Genomic DNA, 17,866 nt, shown 5'->3' with positions numbered 1-17,866 from the left:
TCTTTCGTAAGAGCTCACCGTCCTTTATTATATCAGAACATCATGTTTTTACAACAAGGAAAATGATAACGTTTACTTATAAATGGAATTATTTATAAATACGTAAAAATCGCCCGTATTGTAGAAATGATCTCTAATTCTCCCGATTGAATGGGAGGAGCTGCTTGTGCATGTAAAGTAGCATAGGCCGTCACTTCCCGTGGCAATTGGGCAGATTCTTCAACGAATGAGAGGGGAACAGGATTAATGTTTAAATTGTATGTACTCGCAATAGCACGAGCTTTTTCTACCGCTTGTTGCAGAGCTTGAACGAGAGCTTGCTCATAATATTTATTTGGGTGAGATATTCGAAAACGTAATCCTTTTGCTACGTTTGCTCCATTTGAAACGGCTATATCATATACTTCCCCTGCTTTTTGTACATTTAAAACGGTAATTTCATACAAATGTTCCACACGGTATCCTTGTAGTAACGCTTTATCATTTACATACTCGTACTGGGGCGTAATCGTATATGAAATGGTTTCTATATTTTTGTCAGCAATACCTAGTTGTTTTAGTGCATCTAATAATTGTTTTGATTGCACTGCATTCTCTTCTTGTGCCTGCTTTACATTTTTATGATCTGTACGAATACCAATCGTTAATATAACAACATTTGGTTTTGCTTTTACAACGCCTTCACCTTGTACAGTAATAGTCGCTTCTTTACCAGTATTAGCTGTGCGTACGTTGTGTAAATAAGGATTTATTCCACCCTGCATTTTTCATCACCATCCTTTTTATATGTATATGTGTGAACAAAAAAGAAATTTATATGAAAAAAGTTACATAAATGAGAATGTTGAGGGAAGAAAGCATATACAACATAGGTATTTATAGATTATAATATGTGTAAATATGATAAAAAAGGGACGAGGCTAGTGAACGAAAAAAGAGAAACATTGATTTTAGAGTTATCCGGATCATTTCGGAAGATGATACGTTTATTACAAAATGATATTAATACACGTTTTGCAGAACATATGCCATATAATGAATTTTCTGTATTACGCGCGTTATTTTTAAACAGTCCACAGATGGCTTCGCAAATTGCGAGTGAAGTAAACGTAACCTCCAGTCATATTACAGCTGTTACTGATCGTCTCGTACGAAAAGGATTTGTAGAAAGAAAGCGTTCAAATTCAGACCGTCGTATCGTGTACTTAGAAATTACAGAACACGGAAGAGAAGTAACTGAAAAACTTGAAGCTGTGCGTAAAGAATATTATAAAGAGAGATTTAAAGGTTGGAGCGACCAAGAAATAGAAATGGTGTTAGAGCTATTTGGCCGCGTATTATAATAAATGAGGATAGGAAGCAAAAGCTTTCCTATCCTTTTTCTTTTGAATAAAAACATTTTGAAACTCCAATACTTTAATTAAAAAGAATCGGAGTGAAAAATTATGAAACGTATTTGTACGCTTTTCATTATGATTGGAAGTTTTTTCTGCTTTCATCAATTCGTAGATGCTGCAACGCCTCTTCAAGTCGTTCAGAAAGAATTACAACACATTTCAAATAAGCAACCTGTTTTATACTCAAAACTATGGATTCGCTCAATGCAGAATGCTATTTTATTTCATCACAGTGATAACATTCGGCATGAAGATACGATAAGCAATGTAACAAAGTCTTCTCTTGTAAAAGTAAAACAACTTCCACTTCAGAAAGCATCACAGTACATCCCGAGATTATCACAATATATTTCTAAGTTTGAGGCTGAGAATGTGCAAGTGTATTATGTTGCAGCTCGTTATGAAGTAAAAAAAGAAAATCCGTATCAATTAAATGGAATGAATTATTTTATGCAAGTGTTTATTCAACAAGGGGGAGAATGGAGAATTGCTGAAAGTATAGTTGCTCCAACAGATCAAATCGTTGCAAATGGTGACGGGTTTGGAACGAAGCAAGAAAAAGAGTATGGGAAAAGAAGAGAGAATGTGAAATAACCTCCTCAATAAGAGGAGGTTATTTCACATTCCAGGAAAATTTAAGTTTTAGTAAGCGAGATAAGAGTAAGTAGACTATCGTACTAGTTCCTATGAAACCAATATAATAGTTCAAGATAGAGCGACTTCCGCCTACTAACATTCCTCCGAACATTCCAATAAAGATTACACAACATATCATGCATAGTTTTTTGAGATTCGGATATAATAGAAAGTTTCCATTTTGTTCATTAGGTGATCTTGTATATAAGTACATTCCTAAAGGTAATAGAATAAGTATATTTGCGATTGGACCAATAAGTTTCGTCGCTGAAGGAATATACGTAAAATTCGGTTCGTCATGACGTATGCCTTGTTCATCAGTATAAGCACGTTGAGGGTCATAATTAAAATTAATCTTGAATTCGCGAACTGGCGCTAAAACACTCACTTTTTCTATTATTGAGCCGTAACGATCTACATATTTTTCCGTATAGATAGTATGGTTACCAGTATGAATAGAAATAACTCCAACAATTAGAGTAGGTAAAATAAAAGGGAGTCCAAGTATAGAGATACTGAAGAATCCTTGTGAGATCATATTACCAGCAATTGTACCTATGCATAATGCAAGTGTATAGATAGCGATTAAGACGATGACCATGTATAAGAAATAAGTATGAAATGGTGAAAATATTTGATATTTATTATGAAAGGTTGTCTTTTTCATAATAGCAAAAAGACCCCAATTTAAAATAACGATAGCTACTATATTACATACGCCAAAAAGCCATTTAGTCATGAAGAGGTCTTTCCGTTTAAATGGCATAGACCATAGAAAGTCACTTGATTGATTTTGACGTTCCCATCCAATAAGTGCGCAGGCTAATACAGTGATGATAGCTCCTTGAATCATGATAGCATCGGTAAGTGAAAGATGATAATTGTATCGGTATATATATTTCCATTCATTATGTTCATGTAAATATTTTAGTTGCTCGGCAGCTGCTAAATAGTATTTATATGATAGTACGTAGAAACTTACTAACCAAAATAACCAAACTATATATTTACTTTGTTTATATGCATGTATCCATAATGCTTTTTGAAACATAGGATCTCTCCTTTAAAAAACTTTATAGTTTGTAAGACGTGACAATATAAAATATGTGACGATTCCAAATAAAAAGACCCCAACATAGTAACTAAATAATAAATCAAAACGTTTTAACATTTGTCCACCTATTAATGCGAAATAAAAAATAGTACTCCATATCCAGAGTGAGTTGTATTTTTGAAAAAGGAAGATTTTCTTATTATGCTCATTAGGTGATCTTGTATAAAGAAACATACCAATAAGTAAGCTACAAATTGTATAGAAGATAGGAACAAGGATTACTTTTGCAGAGTAGTAACTATGAAAAGTAGGTCCTCTTTGTATTGTTTTTCCATGATCTTCATATGATTGGGCAGTAGGATGATAATTATAACTAATTGAAAAGTCTAATATGGCGCTTGAAATATTGGTTTTTTTATTGAATTTATAAATGTTTTCGAAAGTCGTATAACTTTTATTCCCCTGTATAGCCTCAGCGTGAGTTGTAAAGAAAACGAGCAAGAGTGAAAAGATTCCCATTCCCATAATGCAAAAAGTAATGCTAAAGATACCTTGTGAAAGAATACTGCCAGTAAATGTCCCAATACATAAGGAGACAGTATAGATAGCAATATATGTGAGAATTGCATATAGAAAATATCGATGAAACGGTTCGAAAGATTGATAATCAAAGTGAATAGTAGATTTATAAATAAAATACATAAGACTCCAATTAATTAGAAGTGATAGTACAATGAAAAATCCACCGAAAACCCACTTCGATAAAAATATATCACGTCTTTTAAATGGAAATGTCAAAAGTGAATTTCCATTTTGATTACTTCGCTCCCAACCAATTAATATACAGGCTAGGATAATTGTAATAATACCTAACCCAAAGCTATTGGAGGAATAAAAAGAATAATGGTAGTAGAACTTTTCTTCCCCTAGTCTTTCTGGGTGGAGAAAGAGAGACTGTTGCACTTCTGCTGCTTGATAGTATTCGAAAGATAAAAGATAAAGCGAACTAAAGAAGAATAGTAACACAGCATATTTCCCGCGCTTCCAATTCCACATCCATAACGCCTTATGAAACATATCCATCCTCCTCCAGTGTCGTAACGAAGACATCTTCAAGTGACATTGTTAATTCTTCAATGAGCAGTGGTTGTTCTTTATAAAACTTCTCCAGTGTTGTAGCCACATTTCCCTCAATTAAGATTGTATATACTTTTCCTGTTTGATTTAATATTTTAATATTGCTTAAGTTTTCTAGTTTTTGAGGTAATGAACGTTCGTAAGCAACTTGTATTTTAGCGAATCGTGATTTTGTATCGTCTAGTGATGTAATAGACGATATAGTATGGCCTTTTAATATAATGATTGTATCTGCAATTTGTTCCACTTCATCTAAATGGTGAGTTGAGACGAAAATCGTAATCTCTTTTTCTGCCACTTCTCCTACGAGAAACTGTAAAATTTGCCTTTTCACGATAGGGTCAAGTCCGTTTGTCGGTTCGTCTAGAATGATATATTCTGCTTTTGTAGAAATAGCTAAAATGATGGCAAGCAGTGCTTTCATTCCTTTTGAATAACTACGAATTCGTTTGTTTGGTAAGTTAAAACGTTCTAACAGTTCATAGAAATATACTTCATCAAACGCGGTATAAACGGTTTTATAAAACTTTACAATTTCTTTTACTGTATATCCGTTCAATATGTTAGTAGAATCCGGAACATATACGATTTTTTGTTTCGTTTCAGGATTCTTATGAATGTCAGTATCCTCATATGTAACAGATCCTTCATCAGGGTCTAAAATACCGACCATCGTTCGTAATAAAGTTGTTTTCCCCGCACCGTTTCTTCCGAGTAATCCGATGATACTTCCTCTCTGTAATGTGAAAGAAACATCGTCTAAAATCGTTTGACTATCAATCGTTTTCTTCAAGCTTGTCACTTTCAGCATCTGCATTTCCTCCAATCTCTTTGTAGTATGAATCTATCCAATCGTGAATTTTATCTTTCGTAACACCAAGATAAGAGGCTTCTAATAGTAATTGATGAAATTGCTTTTCAACCATAGCGATTTTCCTTTCGTCTAATGTTGGGGTAATCGATTGGGATACAAATGTTCCTTTTCCTCGTAATGTTTCAATAATCCCTTGTCGCTCTAACTCTTGGTACGCTTTACTCACTGTATTTGGATTAATAACGAGTAAAGAAGCGAGTTCACGTACAGAAGGAAGTTTATCACTTGGAGCTAACATGTTTTTCAATACGAGTTCTTTTATATTTTGAACAATTTGTTCCCATATCGGAGTGTTGCTTCTTGGATCAAGTTGAATATGCAAGAGCAATGTCTCCTTCCTGATATGTATTAAGTGTACTAATGTGTGTAGTACACTTAATACGATATAGGTGATGAATGTGTTTGTCAACTGAAAATGTTAGAAAAATATGGTATTAAAAAATAATAAATTGGAAAAAATAGGTTTGATATAGAATGGAGGGTTGGTCATGAAGCGAGTTTTTGGAATACTTGTTTGTTTCATGTTATTGCTTTCTGGTACTTCAGTTAGTTTCGCACAATCTGAGAAAACGAAGCAGGATAAAACAGAAGAAACAACGCCGAAGTTAGCAGAACAAGCGTCGTCAGCAATTGTAATTGAACAAGATACAGGTAAAGTTTTGTTTGATAAAAATCCAAATGAGAAATTACCGCCTGCTAGTATGACGAAGATTATGACAATGCTATTAATTATGGAACAAGTTGAAAAAGGAAAATTAAAACTGACCGATAAAGTTAGAGCGAGTGAGCATGCAGCTTCAATGGGTGGATCACAAATCTTTTTAGAGCCTGGAGAAGAGATGACTGTAAATGAAATGCTAAAGGGTATTGCAATTGCATCTGGAAATGATGCGTCTGTTGCAGTAGCGGAGCATATCGCTGGTTCAGAAGAAGGTTTTGTAAATATGATGAACAAAAAAGCGAAAGATTTAGGGCTGAAAAATACTCATTTTCAAAATCCAACAGGTCTTCCGGCTAAAGACCATTATTCTACAGCAAATGATATGGCTATCATGGCGAAAGAATTGATGAAGTACCCACTTATTCGCAAATACACAGGTAAATACGAAGACTATTTACGTGAAGATACGGATAAGAAGTTTTGGCTCGTTAATACGAATAAGTTAGTACGTTTTTATCCTGGAGTAGATGGTGTAAAAACGGGCTTTACGACAGAAGCAAAATATTGTTTAACAGCATCGGCTGAGAAGAATGGGATGCGTGTTATTTCAGTTGTTATGGGAGCACCTACATCAAAAGAACGGAACAATCAAGTAACGAAGCTTCTTGACTACGCATTTGGTCAATATATGACAAAGAAATTGTATACACGAGGCGAAAAAATTAAAACTGTCCAAGTAGGAAAAGGGAAAAAAGAAAAAGTAGATTTAGTTGCGTCAGACAATGTATCTCTTCTTATGAAGAAGGGCGAAAATATGGACAAGGTAAAGCAAGAAGTAATTGCTGAAAAGAAAGTGAAAGCGCCGATTAAAAAAGGTGATGCACTTGGTACGCTTGTTATTAAAAAAGATAAAGATGTTTTATTAAAACAAACAATTGTAGCAAAAGAAGATGTTGCTGCAGCGAGCTGGTGGGAGTTATTTAAAAGAAGTTTTGGGATGTTTTCAACATCAAAATAGCGGCAAACATTTTGCCGCTTTTCTATTCGTATGTAAGTAAATAATTGCTGAATGGTTTCACTTTATGGCGAAATAGTTCTTCTTTTGTCAGTAGGAAGGATTCTTATGTTGTATCACGAAAATCTTTATGTATGTAAATGAGTAAAGTTTGAGCATAAGGAGGAAATCGTGTGAGTCTTTCCATGCAATTAGAAGTAAAACGTGACGTCCTATGTGTGAGACTAGCGGGTGAATTAGATCATCATACTGCTGAGGAGTTGCGAACGAAAGTAACAGATATGATTGAGACAAATGGTGTTCATCATATTGTTTTGAGCCTAGAGAACTTATCGTTTATGGATAGTTCTGGTTTAGGTGTTATATTAGGCCGATATAAGCATGTAAAGGGATTAGGTGGAGAAATGGTTGTTTGTGCAATTTCACCTCCTGTTAAACGTTTATTTGAAATGTCGGGCTTATTTAAAATTGTTCGTCTAGAAGAAAGTGAAGCGCATGCGCTCGCGACGTTGGGGGTGGCATAAATGAGAAATGAAATGAACCTTCAATTTTCAGCATTAAGTCAAAATGAATCGTTCGCTCGCGTTACAGTAGCTGCTTTCATTGCACAACTAGATCCAACGATGGAAGAACTTACGGAGATTAAAACAGTTGTGTCAGAAGCAGTCACAAATGCAATTATTCATGGGTACGAAGGAAATGCAGAAGGTGTTGTTTATATTTCTGTAATTTTGGAAGAAGCAATGGTGAAACTCACGATTCGAGATGAAGGGATTGGCATCTTTAATTTAGATGAAGCGAGACAACCCCTTTTTACAACTAAACCTGAATTAGAGCGTTCCGGAATGGGATTTACTATCATGGAAAATTTTATGGATGAAGTAGAAGTTATTTCAAACGAATCTTTCGGGACAACAATCCATTTGACAAAATACTTATCAAATAGTAACGCTCTATGCAATTAAGGAGAATAGCCTATGGACATAGAGGTCAAAAATGAGAAGAAGAAACCTCAGTTAAAGGACCACGAGCTAAAAGCGTTAATTCAAAAAAGTCAAGATGGAGATCAACAAGCGAGAGATACAATCGTTCAAAGTAATATGCGTCTCGTATGGTCGGTTGTACAGCGTTTTCTTAACCGCGGATACGAACCAGACGATTTATTTCAAATTGGATGTATTGGGCTCTTAAAATCGGTAGATAAATTTGATTTATCTTTCGACGTGAAATTTTCAACATATGCAGTTCCAATGATTATTGGCGAAATACAGCGATTTTTACGTGATGATGGATCAGTGAAAGTAAGTAGGTCTTTAAAGGAAACAGGAAACAAAATTCGAAAGATGAGAGACGAGCTTTCGAAAGAATTTGGAAGGGCTCCAACGATTAATGAAGTAGCTGAAGCGTTAGAACTAACGCCAGAGGAAGTGGTTCTGGCGCAAGAAGCGAGTCGTGCTCCTTCATCCATACATGAAACGGTGTATGAAAACGACGGAGATCCAATTACTATTTTAGATCAAATTGCAGATCAATCTGAAACGAAATGGTTTGATAAAATTGCTTTAAAAGAAGCAATTAGAGAATTAGATGAGCGAGAACGTTTAATTGTATATTTACGCTACTATAAAGATCAAACGCAATCAGAAGTAGCGGAACGAATAGGTATTTCTCAAGTGCAAGTTTCAAGACTTGAAAAGAAAATATTAAAACAGATGAAAGATCGAATAGATGAATAGTTATCTATTCGATCTTTTTTTATGAATGTAATAGGAGGAGATTATAAACTTTCGTAAAAATTAACAGAATTTATTGATAATTTAGTAAATTTAAAATATAATCCAATTATGAACTTGTCACAAAGGGGGAAGGAAGTATGGAAACGAGGCAACAATGGGGAACGAGGGCTGGATTTATTTTCGCAGCGGTCGGCTCTGCCGTTGGATTAGGAAACATATGGCGTTTTCCTTATACAGCGTATGAAAATGGAGGAGGCGCATTCTTTTTACCGTACTTATTCGCATTATTAACGACTGGTATTTCATTGTTAGCATTCGAATTTGCTCTTGGGCACCGTCACCGTGGTTCAGCACCACTTACGTTCTTTCGTATTCATCCGCGTGCTGAATTTATCGGATGGTGGCAAATGTGTGTAACATTTATCGTTTCAACATATTATGCAGTAATTATTGCTTGGTCTATTTCGTATACGTATTTTGCAATTACTGGCGCATGGGGGAAAGACACGGAATCATTTTTATTTAAAGAGTATTTGCATGTTGCAGATAAGCCTGGACAGTTTGGAGGGCTCGTACCGGAAGTATTAATTCCACTAGCTCTCGTTTGGATTATTGTGCTTGGTGTTGCATTTAAAGGAGTTAAAAAAGGAATCGAAGTTGTTAACCGTATTTTCATCCCTTTACTAGTTGTTATGTTCCTTATTATCGTAGTTCGTGCAGTGACAATGGAAGGTGCGATGCAAGGATTAGATGCATTCTTTAAACCAGATTGGAGTCGCATTTTTGATGGGAAAGTATGGCTTGCTGCTTACGGTCAAATCTTCTTTAGTTTATCTTTAGCATTTGGAATTATGATTACGTATTCTAGTTATTTACCGAAAAACTCAGATACAACAAATAATGCCTTTATTACTGGATTTGCAAACTCAGGATTTGAATTATTAGCAGGGATTGGGGTCTTTGCGGCTCTTGGGTTTATGGCACACAATATGGGAGTACCGGTTGATAAAGTAGCAAGTGCGGGTGTAGGGCTTGCGTTCGTAGTATTCCCGCAAATTATTAATGAATTACCGATGTCACCGTTATTTGGTGTATTATTTTTCTTATCATTAACGGTTGCTGGAATTACGTCCCTCATTTCGCTTGCGGAAGTATGTTTTGCTGCTGTATCTGAAAAGTTCAGCTTAAGTCGCCAAAAAACAATTGGAATTATGGGGACGCTTCTCGTACTAGTTTCTCTAGTTTTTGCAACACGTGGCGGGCTTATGTTCCTAGATGTTGTCGATTATTTCGCTAATAACTTTGGATTAATTACAATTGCACTAGTGGAAGTAGTTACGATAGGGCTCATTTTACGCCGTTTACCAGTTTATCAAAATCATGCAAACTTCGTATCTGATATTAAGTTAGGGACGTTTTGGAGAGTGAGTTTACTCGTTATTACTCCGCTTATGTTAGGGTATATGTTAATTGATGGTACAATCCAAAATATTAAAAAGAACTATGGAGGTTACCCAACGGAGTTTGTCGTAACATATGGTTGGTCAATTGCAGCAGCGTTCCTTATCGTTGCGCTAATTATTAGTTTGAAAAAATGGAATGCACAAATACATTCGGATTCTGCTAAGCTTGAAAAAGAATGGAAAGATCGAGGTGTTTCATAATGAGTGGATCAGCGATTATGATGATGGTTATTGGAATAGTAGTCATTTGGGGAGGGCTCGCATTAAGTATTGCAAATTTATTTAAGAAAAAGGCATAAGCAAAAAAACATCTGTACCGAAATGGTACAGATGTTTTTTTGTGAAAAAATTGTATTAGAAAAAAATTGAATAACCATACTACAACTACGAGGAAGAGTGAAGAGGTGAATGGAAATTGGAACAAACAATTTATATTAAAATGCGTAATCGATTAAAAGTTTCTCCTACGTATGAAGTAAAGCTTGGTGATGTTGCTCAACTTGCCGGAGATGCTGTAGTAGTTGAGTCGTTACAGGATGAGGTAATTTATAAAATTACAGCGCGTGATAAAACGCATGTTGTCATTGATGTTATGAAAATAATTGAGATTATTACGCAAAAAGCCGCTCATATACAAATTAATTTACTTGGTTCTGGACAAACTCTTGTTGAAATTATATATGAAAAAAAGAAAGTACATCCGATTTTTTTCGGACTTGTATGGTTGTTACTTTTTATTGGAGCGGCTCTTGCCATCATATATTTCCATGAAGATGTAAGCATGCAACAAGTGCATCAACGATTATACTACATGATTACGGGAGAATTTAAGGCGCAACCACTTTTATTTCAAATTCCTTATTCATTAGGTCTTGGGTTAGGTATGGTCTTATTTTTTAATCATGTGTTTCAAAAGCGAATTAATGAAGAACCGAGTCCGTTAGAAGTGGAAATGTTCCAATACCAGCAGTCACTTGACCAATATGTAATTGTTCATGAAAACAAGGATAATATGAAACAACTTACCGATGATTGAGTCTGGATTCGTTATTTTAATTGCTTTAGCAGGAGGAATTGCTGTAGGTAGCGGATATGTTGCATTTTTAGCTGTACTTGGTATAATCCCCCGTCTAGCTCAATTAACGAGAAGTGGAAAGCACATTCAATATTTTGAATGGGCAGTTATTGCAGGTACGTTAACAGGAGCTTGGTGTAGTTTGAAAAACATTACATTTCAAACGTCGCAATATTGGCTTGTAATATTAGGAATATTTTGTGGCACATTCATTGGAATGCTCGCTGCGGCATTAACAGAAGTGTTAAATGTTTTACCTATTTTAGCGAAACGAGTAGGGGTAGAGGGGAAGATTGTTGTTTTACTCATTGCTCTTGTACTTGGAAAAGTAATAGGCTCGTTGTTTCACTGGATTTATTTCGTAAAGTAGGAGGCAATATATAAATGACAGGGCGAAAACTAAAGGATGATTACGTAAATAAAGTGAAGGAATACCATCCGAAACCAAATTATTTTATAAATTGTGTTAAGGCATTTTTTGTAGGTGGACTCATTTGTACAATCGGAGAAGTATTGATGAAATTTTATATACATTATTTTCATTTCAGTGAACAAGAGGCAGGGAATCCAACAGTTGCAACTCTTGTACTATTATCGGCGATTTTAACAGGTTGTGGTGTATATGATAAAATCGGTCAATTTGCTGGAGCAGGGTCGGCCGTACCTGTTACGGGATTTGCGAATTCTATGGCGAGTGCTGCGCTAGAGCATAAGAGTGAAGGAATTGTGCTTGGCGTTGCTACAAACATGTTTAAGCTAGCGGGAAGTGTCATCGTTTTTGGGGTCGTTGGCGCATACATTATTGGTTTAATAAGATATACTTTTAAAATTTTTATGTCTTAAAGGAGGGGCTAGTATGAGGTTGACAGGAAAACAAACGTGGGTATTTCAAAATGATATTTATGTGAATGCAACCGGTACTGCCGTCGGTCCAAAAGAAGCTGAAGGCCCTCTTGGAAAGGAATTTGATATTTCATATGATGATTTACATTGCGGAGAGGGAAATTGGGAGCTTGCTGAACGAAGGTTAATGTCAGATTCTATTCAACAAGTCATGCAAAAAGGAAATGTAGAAACATCACAAATTGATTTCTTTTTAGCGGGTGATTTATTAAATCAAACAGTAACAGCAAATTACGTTGCGCGTAAGTGGGGAATTCCTTTTTTAGGGATGTTTAGTGCTTGTGCGACTTCGATGGAGACGTTAGCAGTTGGATCAGCCTTTATAGACGGCGGATTCGCAAACCGTGTTTTAGCGACAGTAAGCAGTCATAATGCAACAGCTGAAAGACAGTTTCGTTATCCAACAGAGTATGGGGGACAAAAACCAGGAACAGCCAATTCCACTGTTACAGGTGCGGGATCCATATTAATTAGTAAAGAAAAAAGCGCCATTAAAATTACAGCGGCTACGATTGGGAAAGTGCAAGATTTAGGAATTGCGAATCCGCTAGATATGGGATCGGCGATGGCACCTGCTGCGGCTCATACAATTCAGCAACATTTTGAGGATTTGAAGAGAAGTGCCAATGATTACGATTTGATTGTTACCGGTGATTTATCAGCTATTGGGACACCAATCGCGAAACAACTGTTACTGGAAGAAGGTTATGATATTGGGCATATATATAACGATTGCGGATTAATGATTTATGATTCCGGTCAAGAAGAAGTATTTGCTGGTGGTAGTGGTTGTGCTTGTTCAGCTGTTGTCACATATGGTCATTTATTAAGCGAGATGCAAAAAGGGAATTTACAACGAATTTTTGTCGTTGCCACTGGTGCTTTATTAAGCCCGATGATGATGCAGCAGAAAGAAACAATTCCAACAATTGCACATGGTGTCGTATTTGAGAGAGTGAAGGGAGAGTGAATTGTGGATTATATTTATGCATTTCTTGTAGGAGGCGCTATTTGTGTAGTTGGACAAGTGTTGTTAGATTTCGCAAAGTTAACACCAGCCCATTTAATGGCTACCTTTGTAGTTATAGGAGCAGTTTTAGATGGATTCGGATTGTACGATAAGCTTATAAAGTTTGCTGGTGCTGGTGCGACAGTTCCTATTACAAGTTTTGGACATTCCCTATTACACGGGGCAATGCATGCAGCAGAGAAACACGGATATATAGGGATTGGTATGGGTATGTTTAGTTTAACGTCTGCAGGTATTTCTGCAGCAATATTATTTTCATTTTTTGTAGCACTTATATGTAAACCGAAAGGATAAATCAAATGAGACGAAGGGTTGTTTTGGTTACAGATGGAGATGAATATGCAAAGCGAACAATTGAGCTTTTAACGAAGGAATTTGGGGGAAGGTGTATTTCAGCATCACAAAGTAATCCAACCAAATTGACAGGGAAGAAAGTTGTTGAGCTTATTATGCAAACGCCATATGACCCTGTATTTGTCATGTTTGATGACAGTGGATTTATTGGAGAAGGATCTGGTGAAAAAGCTTTAAAATATGTAGCCACGCATAAACAAATTGATGTACTTGGGATTTTGGCAGTAGCGTCTAATACACACCATTGGGAATGGGCACGTGTAGATGTAAGTGTAGATCGGAACGGGAATTTAACGGAATACGGTGTTGATAAATTTGGACTTCCAGATGGTGAAATTGGCAGAATTAGCGGAGATACAATTTATTGTTTAGATGATTTGAATGTTCCAGTCATTGTTGGCGTTGGTGATATTGGTAAGATGTGTGGAAACGATGAATGGGAGAGAGGCTCACCAATTACGAAAAAAGCAATTCAGTTAATTTTGGAAAGGAGTGGATTTTATGACGAAGCCTAAAAAAATAGATATTCCTATTTCAACTTTCATAAGTGACAATGAAAATTATTTAAAACAAACGGCTGGATTAGGCGTCACATTTGATGTTGGGATTCGTAAATTTCAAATTTTGAATAAAGAAATTGCAGTGTTATTTGTAAATGGACTTTGTGATACAAATTATATTATTCCTATTTTAGAAGAAGCTGTGGATACGAATGAAATAAGGGATGTTGAAGAAGATACTGTAAAGCTTTTAGAGAATCGTTTAATTCATCAGCAAGTAAGTAAAGTGAAAACGATGGATGAAGTAATGCTTCAAGCGTTATCAGGGCTTATTGTTATATTTGTGGAGGGCGAAACAGAAGCGTTCGTGATAGATGTTCGTAGCTATCCAGGACGAACACCGACAGAGCCAGATACCGAAAAAGTAGTACGCGGTGCGAGGGATGGATTTGTTGAAAATATCGTTGTAAATACAGCGTTAATTCGTAGAAGAATTCGAGATCCACGTCTTCGAAATGAAATTATTCGAGTAGGGGATAGATCGCAAACGGATATTTGTATTACATATGTACAAGATGTTGCAAATCCAGATTTAGTAAAGATTATAAAACAAGAATTAAATAACATCGATGTCGATGGCATTACGATGGCGGATAAAACAGTGGAAGAATTTGTTGTAAAGCAAAGCTATAATCCATTCCCGCTTATTCGATATACAGAAAGACCGGATGTAGCAGCAAATCATTTATTAGAAGGACATGTTCTAGTACTAGTTGATACATCACCGAGTGCTATGATTACGCCAACAACATATTTTCATCATTTACAGCATGCAGAAGAGTTTAGACAAAATCCAGCTGTCGGAACATTTTTACGTTGGGTACGCTTTTTAGGTGTCTTATTCTCCTTGTTTTTACTACCGTTTTGGTTAGTGTTTGTATTTGATCCAACTCTTTTACCAGAAAATCTTGCTTTTATTGGACCGACTAAGATGACACATTTACCCATTCTATTACAGGTAATAATGGCAGAAGTAGGACTTGAATTTTTAAGGATGGCAGCCATTCATACTCCAACGCCGTTATCGTCTGCAGCAGGATTAATTTCTGCCATATTAATTGGTCAAATAGCAATTGATGTAGGTTTGTTTGTACCAGAAGTTATTTTGTATGTAGCAGTTTCTATGATCGGGGCATATGCAACACCGAGTTATGAATTGGGACTCGGAAATAAGGTTGGAAAATTGTTTGTTATTATTTTGACAGGCCTCTTCCATGAGATGGGATTTGTAATTGGTATGACGATATTGATTTTATTTTTAACGTCTATAAAAAGTTTGCAAACACCTTACCTATGGCCATTTTTACCATTTGATTGGGGCGCATTAACAAAAATTTTACTCCGTCCGACGATGTCTAGTTTAAAAGTACGACCAAGTATTGTAAGACCTCAAAATGTAAAAAGACAAAAATAAACGGGATTATACACCCGTTTATTTTTTTAGCAAAAATTTATTGTTTTTTAACAAAAATCAAACATTTTTTGTGTACACTTAGAGTAGATATTGTGTATGGAAGGGGAAGAGGACATGATTAAATTATTTGTAAGTGATTTAGATGACACGCTCGTTTACAATGTGAATGATATGCAAAAAGAAGATGAACGTGCAATTTGTTGGTTAGCTGAAAAAGGGACAAATATTTGTTTTGCCTCGGGCCGCTTTACTCATCGAATTGATGAAGTCGTAAATAGGTTTGCATTCCCGTACTACACAACTAGTTTAAATGGAGCGACGATGTTACTACCAGATGGGAAAATATTTCATGAATCAAGTTTTGAAGATGGGGTTGCCCAGGAAATATATCGATATATCCATAAAAAGGGACTAGCAGATATTGTTTGTGCAAATGAGCAACGGTATACAAAAAGAAAGAATGAACATCATCATACTTTTGAAACGTATATGGGTGTGCATATTGCTGAGATAGAAGCTTTGGAAGAGGAATTTGGTAAAACTGTACACCCTGCGAAATTGTTTGTTTTTGGGGAAGAAGAGACAATTGAAGCGTTAGATCAAGAATTACGATATACATTTCAGAGCGAAGCGGAAGTTTTCATGTCTGGTAAACGCTATGTTGACATTATGCCAAGGGGAGTAAGTAAAGGAAGTGCTTTAAGGAGACTAATGGAACATTTGCAAATTGAAGCAAATGAGGTTGCATGCATTGGAGATTCTTTCAATGATATTTCCATGTTTGAAGTAACCCCGCATTCATTCACTTTGCATCATGCTCACCCATATGTGAAGGAGAAGGCAAATCATATAGTTCGTTCGGTCGAAGAAGCTATTATGAAATTGCCATTACTTGCATAAGAAAGAAGCTCGTCAGTGACGAGCTTCTTTTTACTTGAATAACGATTTAACAAAATCAATGATACTTGAGAAGAAATCTTTAACTTTATCTAGGAAACTTTGCCCTTCTTCAGATCCTAAAAAGGCAGAAACGTGTTCTTTTGCTTTATTTAACTGACTGCCAACTTGATTCCAATCGATGTTAAGATTTTTCATTTTATCGAATAGCGCAACTAAGTTATCTAACTGTTCATCCGTTAATGTAATACCAAGTTGATCCGCGATTTTTTTAATTAATGAACGTAAATCTTCAGTCGTTTGTGGTTGCTCTTTCGCAATTTCTTCTTTAATTTTTGCAACAAGTTGTACTGCTTTTTCTTCACCAATTTTATCGCCGAGCTGGGATGTTTGCACCATTTCTTCATTGGCTACTTTTTTTACTTCCTCAGGAATTGCTTTGTTTGATGTTGTTTCATAGGCTTTCATTAAACCAGTTAAAGCAGCAGTTCCAGAAACTTTAAATGGGGCAGTAATTTGGATTTCTGCATCTTTCACACCCGCTGTAATAAGGGCGTTTGTGTACATTGCATCTGTTATTGAATTAATGTTTTTTGAACGTACAATGAGACCAGAACCTGGCTTTGTGTATGTGATCATAGAAGAGGAAATTGCTCTCGTACCAATTTGTGCTTTTGGAACAATCCCTTCTAGAAATTTATGTTCTTCCGCATTAGACACAGTAATGATTGTAGCATCTTTTGGTGCTTTCATTTCTTTTAACAGATCTTGTTTTTGTTGTTCAGACAAGTTTTCTCCTAGTGTAACAATTGATTCTCCTTCGATGATGTCTGCAAACGAAGCTGTTGGTATCATAAATACTGCTACAGCTAATAGCAGAGCTAGTAATTTCGTTTTCACGAAAAATCGCTCCCTTTCTCTTTCTAAAATTTTCGGGCAACACAGTTATTATAGTATATATTTCTTATTTGTCACCTAGCTTTTTCCACATTTCAAAAAAGAAGTATGTAGATTGTCGGATTCTTTTTGTTTCTAGTCATGAATGTGGTAATATAGTGCTGAGATAGTTGAAAGGAGACATATACGTATGAAAACTTTAGGATACATATTAATGGAAAATGGTGAAAAAATCGAATTAGAATTTTTCCCAGAAGAGGCACCAAAAACTGTAGAAAACTTTAAAAAACTAGCAGAGCAAGGATTTTATGATGGTGTGACATTCCACCGCGTTATTCCTGGCTTCGTAAGCCAAGGTGGAGATCCAACAGGAACAGGTGCAGGTGGCCCAGGTTACTCTATCCCATGTGAAACTGATGGAAATCCTCATAGACACCTTGTAGGATCACTTTCTATGGCTCATGCTGGCCGTAACACAGGCGGGAGCCAATTCTTTATCGTTCATGAGCCACAGCCACACTTAGATGGTGTACATACTGTATTTGGTAAAGCAACAAGCGGTATTGAAACAGTATTAAACATGCGTCAAGGTGATGTAATGAAAGAAGTTAAAGTTTGGGAAGAATAATTTAATGAGAAAAGAGAGCTATTGCTCTCTTTTTTATTTTGCGTGCCCAGCTAAGCTGGGCACTGCTTGCTGGTGAAAGTCCAGCCTAGGTAAGAGCCAAGTCGCCTAGTAGCTGACAGGCAACTGGTGGAGAAA

The 17,866-nt window shown here is 36.0% G+C and carries 23 protein-coding genes; 17 read left to right on the top strand and 6 right to left on the bottom strand.

Going from position 1 to position 17,866, the window contains the following annotated elements; genetic code table 11:
• Nucleotides 1-92: 92 nt before the first annotated feature.
• A complete protein-coding gene (locus tag ACVWY7_RS00115; RefSeq protein WP_144507638.1) occupies nt 93-764 on the bottom strand; it encodes an SIMPL domain-containing protein in 672 nt (223 codons plus the stop codon).
• Between the two features lie 159 nt (nt 765-923).
• On the opposite strand from ACVWY7_RS00115, the gene ACVWY7_RS00110 reads away from it, so the two are divergent.
• Nucleotides 924-1,343 (top strand): MarR family winged helix-turn-helix transcriptional regulator, encoded by a 420-nt coding sequence (locus tag ACVWY7_RS00110; RefSeq protein WP_001003313.1) that lies wholly within the window; start codon nt 924-926, stop codon nt 1,341-1,343.
• A 102-nt stretch (nt 1,344-1,445) separates the two neighbouring features.
• Nucleotides 1,446-1,991 carry a hypothetical protein gene (locus tag ACVWY7_RS00105; protein WP_000820921.1) on the top strand — a complete coding sequence of 182 codons (546 nt, stop codon included), beginning with the start codon at nt 1,446-1,448 and terminating at the stop codon, nt 1,989-1,991.
• Nucleotides 1,992-2,010: 19 nt separating this feature from the next.
• On the opposite strand, the gene ACVWY7_RS00100 is transcribed toward ACVWY7_RS00105, so the two are convergent.
• From ACVWY7_RS00100 to ACVWY7_RS00085, 4 genes are read right to left on the bottom strand one after another with little or no spacing between them, the layout of a single operon-like run.
• Complete coding sequence (locus ACVWY7_RS00100; protein WP_000486517.1) at nt 2,011-3,084, bottom strand: ABC transporter permease subunit; 1,074 nt, start codon at nt 3,082-3,084, stop codon at nt 2,011-2,013.
• Between the two features lie 12 nt (nt 3,085-3,096).
• Nucleotides 3,097-4,164 (bottom strand): ABC transporter permease, encoded by a 1,068-nt coding sequence (locus ACVWY7_RS00095; protein ID WP_000468542.1) that lies wholly within the window; start codon nt 4,162-4,164, stop codon nt 3,097-3,099.
• Nucleotides 4,154-5,035 carry an ABC transporter ATP-binding protein gene (locus ACVWY7_RS00090; protein WP_000922159.1) on the bottom strand — a complete coding sequence of 294 codons (882 nt, stop codon included), beginning with the start codon at nt 5,033-5,035 and terminating at the stop codon, nt 4,154-4,156. Before ACVWY7_RS00090 ends, ACVWY7_RS00095 begins: the two co-directional genes overlap by 11 nt.
• Entirely contained in the window at nt 5,001-5,420 is a 420-nt protein-coding gene (locus tag ACVWY7_RS00085) for a GntR family transcriptional regulator (protein WP_000548032.1), read from the bottom strand. Before ACVWY7_RS00085 ends, ACVWY7_RS00090 begins: the two co-directional genes overlap by 35 nt.
• A 166-nt stretch (nt 5,421-5,586) precedes the next feature.
• On the opposite strand from ACVWY7_RS00085, the gene dacF reads away from it, so the two are divergent.
• The 14 genes from dacF to ACVWY7_RS00015 all read left to right on the top strand — a co-directional run bounded on the left by dacF (nt 5,587) and on the right by ACVWY7_RS00015 (nt 16,209).
• On the top strand, nt 5,587-6,777 hold the full coding sequence (gene dacF, locus ACVWY7_RS00080) for a serine-type D-Ala-D-Ala carboxypeptidase DacF (RefSeq protein ID WP_000831985.1): 1,191 nt from the start codon (nt 5,587-5,589) through the stop codon (nt 6,775-6,777).
• 170 nt (nt 6,778-6,947) lie between these two features.
• On the top strand, nt 6,948-7,298 hold the full coding sequence (gene spoIIAA / locus ACVWY7_RS00075; protein WP_000059134.1) for an anti-sigma F factor antagonist: 351 nt from the start codon (nt 6,948-6,950) through the stop codon (nt 7,296-7,298).
• Nucleotides 7,299-7,739, top strand: a complete 441-nt coding sequence (gene spoIIAB, locus ACVWY7_RS00070) for an anti-sigma F factor (RefSeq protein ID WP_001243400.1) — start codon at nt 7,299-7,301, stop codon at nt 7,737-7,739.
• A 12-nt stretch (nt 7,740-7,751) separates the two neighbouring features.
• Entirely contained in the window at nt 7,752-8,510 is a 759-nt protein-coding gene (gene sigF / locus ACVWY7_RS00065; protein WP_000350729.1) for an RNA polymerase sporulation sigma factor SigF, read from the top strand.
• Nucleotides 8,511-8,647: 137 nt separating this feature from the next.
• The gene (locus ACVWY7_RS00060; protein WP_000450062.1) at nt 8,648-10,174 is read left to right on the top strand and encodes a sodium-dependent transporter; all 1,527 of its coding nucleotides are present in this window, start codon (nt 8,648-8,650) and stop codon (nt 10,172-10,174) included.
• The gene (locus ACVWY7_RS00055) at nt 10,174-10,272 is read left to right on the top strand and encodes a methionine/alanine import family NSS transporter small subunit (protein WP_000016826.1); all 99 of its coding nucleotides are present in this window, start codon (nt 10,174-10,176) and stop codon (nt 10,270-10,272) included. The genes ACVWY7_RS00060 and ACVWY7_RS00055 overlap by 1 nt, the downstream gene beginning before the upstream one ends.
• Before the next feature lie 116 nt (nt 10,273-10,388).
• Nucleotides 10,389-11,009 carry a stage V sporulation protein SpoVAA gene (spoVAA, locus tag ACVWY7_RS00050; protein ID WP_101194847.1) on the top strand — a complete coding sequence of 207 codons (621 nt, stop codon included), beginning with the start codon at nt 10,389-10,391 and terminating at the stop codon, nt 11,007-11,009.
• Nucleotides 11,002-11,418: a stage V sporulation protein SpoVAB gene (gene spoVAB, locus ACVWY7_RS00045; RefSeq protein ID WP_000572931.1), complete on the top strand. Its 417-nt coding sequence runs from the start codon at nt 11,002-11,004 to the stop codon at nt 11,416-11,418. The genes spoVAA and spoVAB overlap by 8 nt, the downstream gene beginning before the upstream one ends.
• Nucleotides 11,419-11,432: 14 nt before the next feature.
• A complete protein-coding gene (gene spoVAC, locus ACVWY7_RS00040; RefSeq protein WP_000147736.1) occupies nt 11,433-11,891 on the top strand; it encodes a stage V sporulation protein AC in 459 nt (152 codons plus the stop codon).
• Nucleotides 11,892-11,904: 13 nt separating this feature from the next.
• Nucleotides 11,905-12,921 carry a stage V sporulation protein AD gene (gene spoVAD, locus ACVWY7_RS00035; RefSeq protein WP_101194846.1) on the top strand — a complete coding sequence of 339 codons (1,017 nt, stop codon included), beginning with the start codon at nt 11,905-11,907 and terminating at the stop codon, nt 12,919-12,921.
• A 3-nt stretch (nt 12,922-12,924) separates the two neighbouring features.
• Nucleotides 12,925-13,275, top strand: a complete 351-nt coding sequence (gene spoVAE, locus ACVWY7_RS00030) for a stage V sporulation protein AE (RefSeq protein ID WP_000384637.1) — start codon at nt 12,925-12,927, stop codon at nt 13,273-13,275.
• A gap of 5 nt (nt 13,276-13,280) precedes the next feature.
• Entirely contained in the window at nt 13,281-13,850 is a 570-nt protein-coding gene (locus ACVWY7_RS00025; protein ID WP_001254415.1) for a stage V sporulation protein AE, read from the top strand.
• The gene (spoVAF, locus tag ACVWY7_RS00020) at nt 13,837-15,309 is read left to right on the top strand and encodes a spore germination protein SpoVAF (protein ID WP_000165582.1); all 1,473 of its coding nucleotides are present in this window, start codon (nt 13,837-13,839) and stop codon (nt 15,307-15,309) included. The genes ACVWY7_RS00025 and spoVAF overlap by 14 nt, the downstream gene beginning before the upstream one ends.
• 96 nt (nt 15,310-15,405) lie before the next feature.
• Nucleotides 15,406-16,209, top strand: a complete 804-nt coding sequence (locus tag ACVWY7_RS00015) for a Cof-type HAD-IIB family hydrolase (RefSeq protein WP_001989656.1) — start codon at nt 15,406-15,408, stop codon at nt 16,207-16,209.
• 30 nt (nt 16,210-16,239) lie between these two features.
• Here the strand turns inward: ACVWY7_RS00015 and ACVWY7_RS00010 are convergent, their stop codons facing one another.
• A complete protein-coding gene (locus tag ACVWY7_RS00010) occupies nt 16,240-17,106 on the bottom strand; it encodes a DUF1002 domain-containing protein (RefSeq protein WP_071736881.1) in 867 nt (288 codons plus the stop codon).
• A 187-nt stretch (nt 17,107-17,293) separates the two neighbouring features.
• Here ACVWY7_RS00010 and ACVWY7_RS00005 point away from each other — a divergent pair, with 187 nt between their 5' ends.
• Nucleotides 17,294-17,731, top strand: a complete 438-nt coding sequence (locus ACVWY7_RS00005; RefSeq protein ID WP_098543978.1) for a peptidylprolyl isomerase — start codon at nt 17,294-17,296, stop codon at nt 17,729-17,731.
• Nucleotides 17,732-17,866 lie beyond the last annotated feature (135 nt).

The organism is Bacillus sp. TE9106W (genome assembly GCF_054062215.1).
This window is presented reverse-complemented; position numbering and strand designations above follow the sequence as displayed.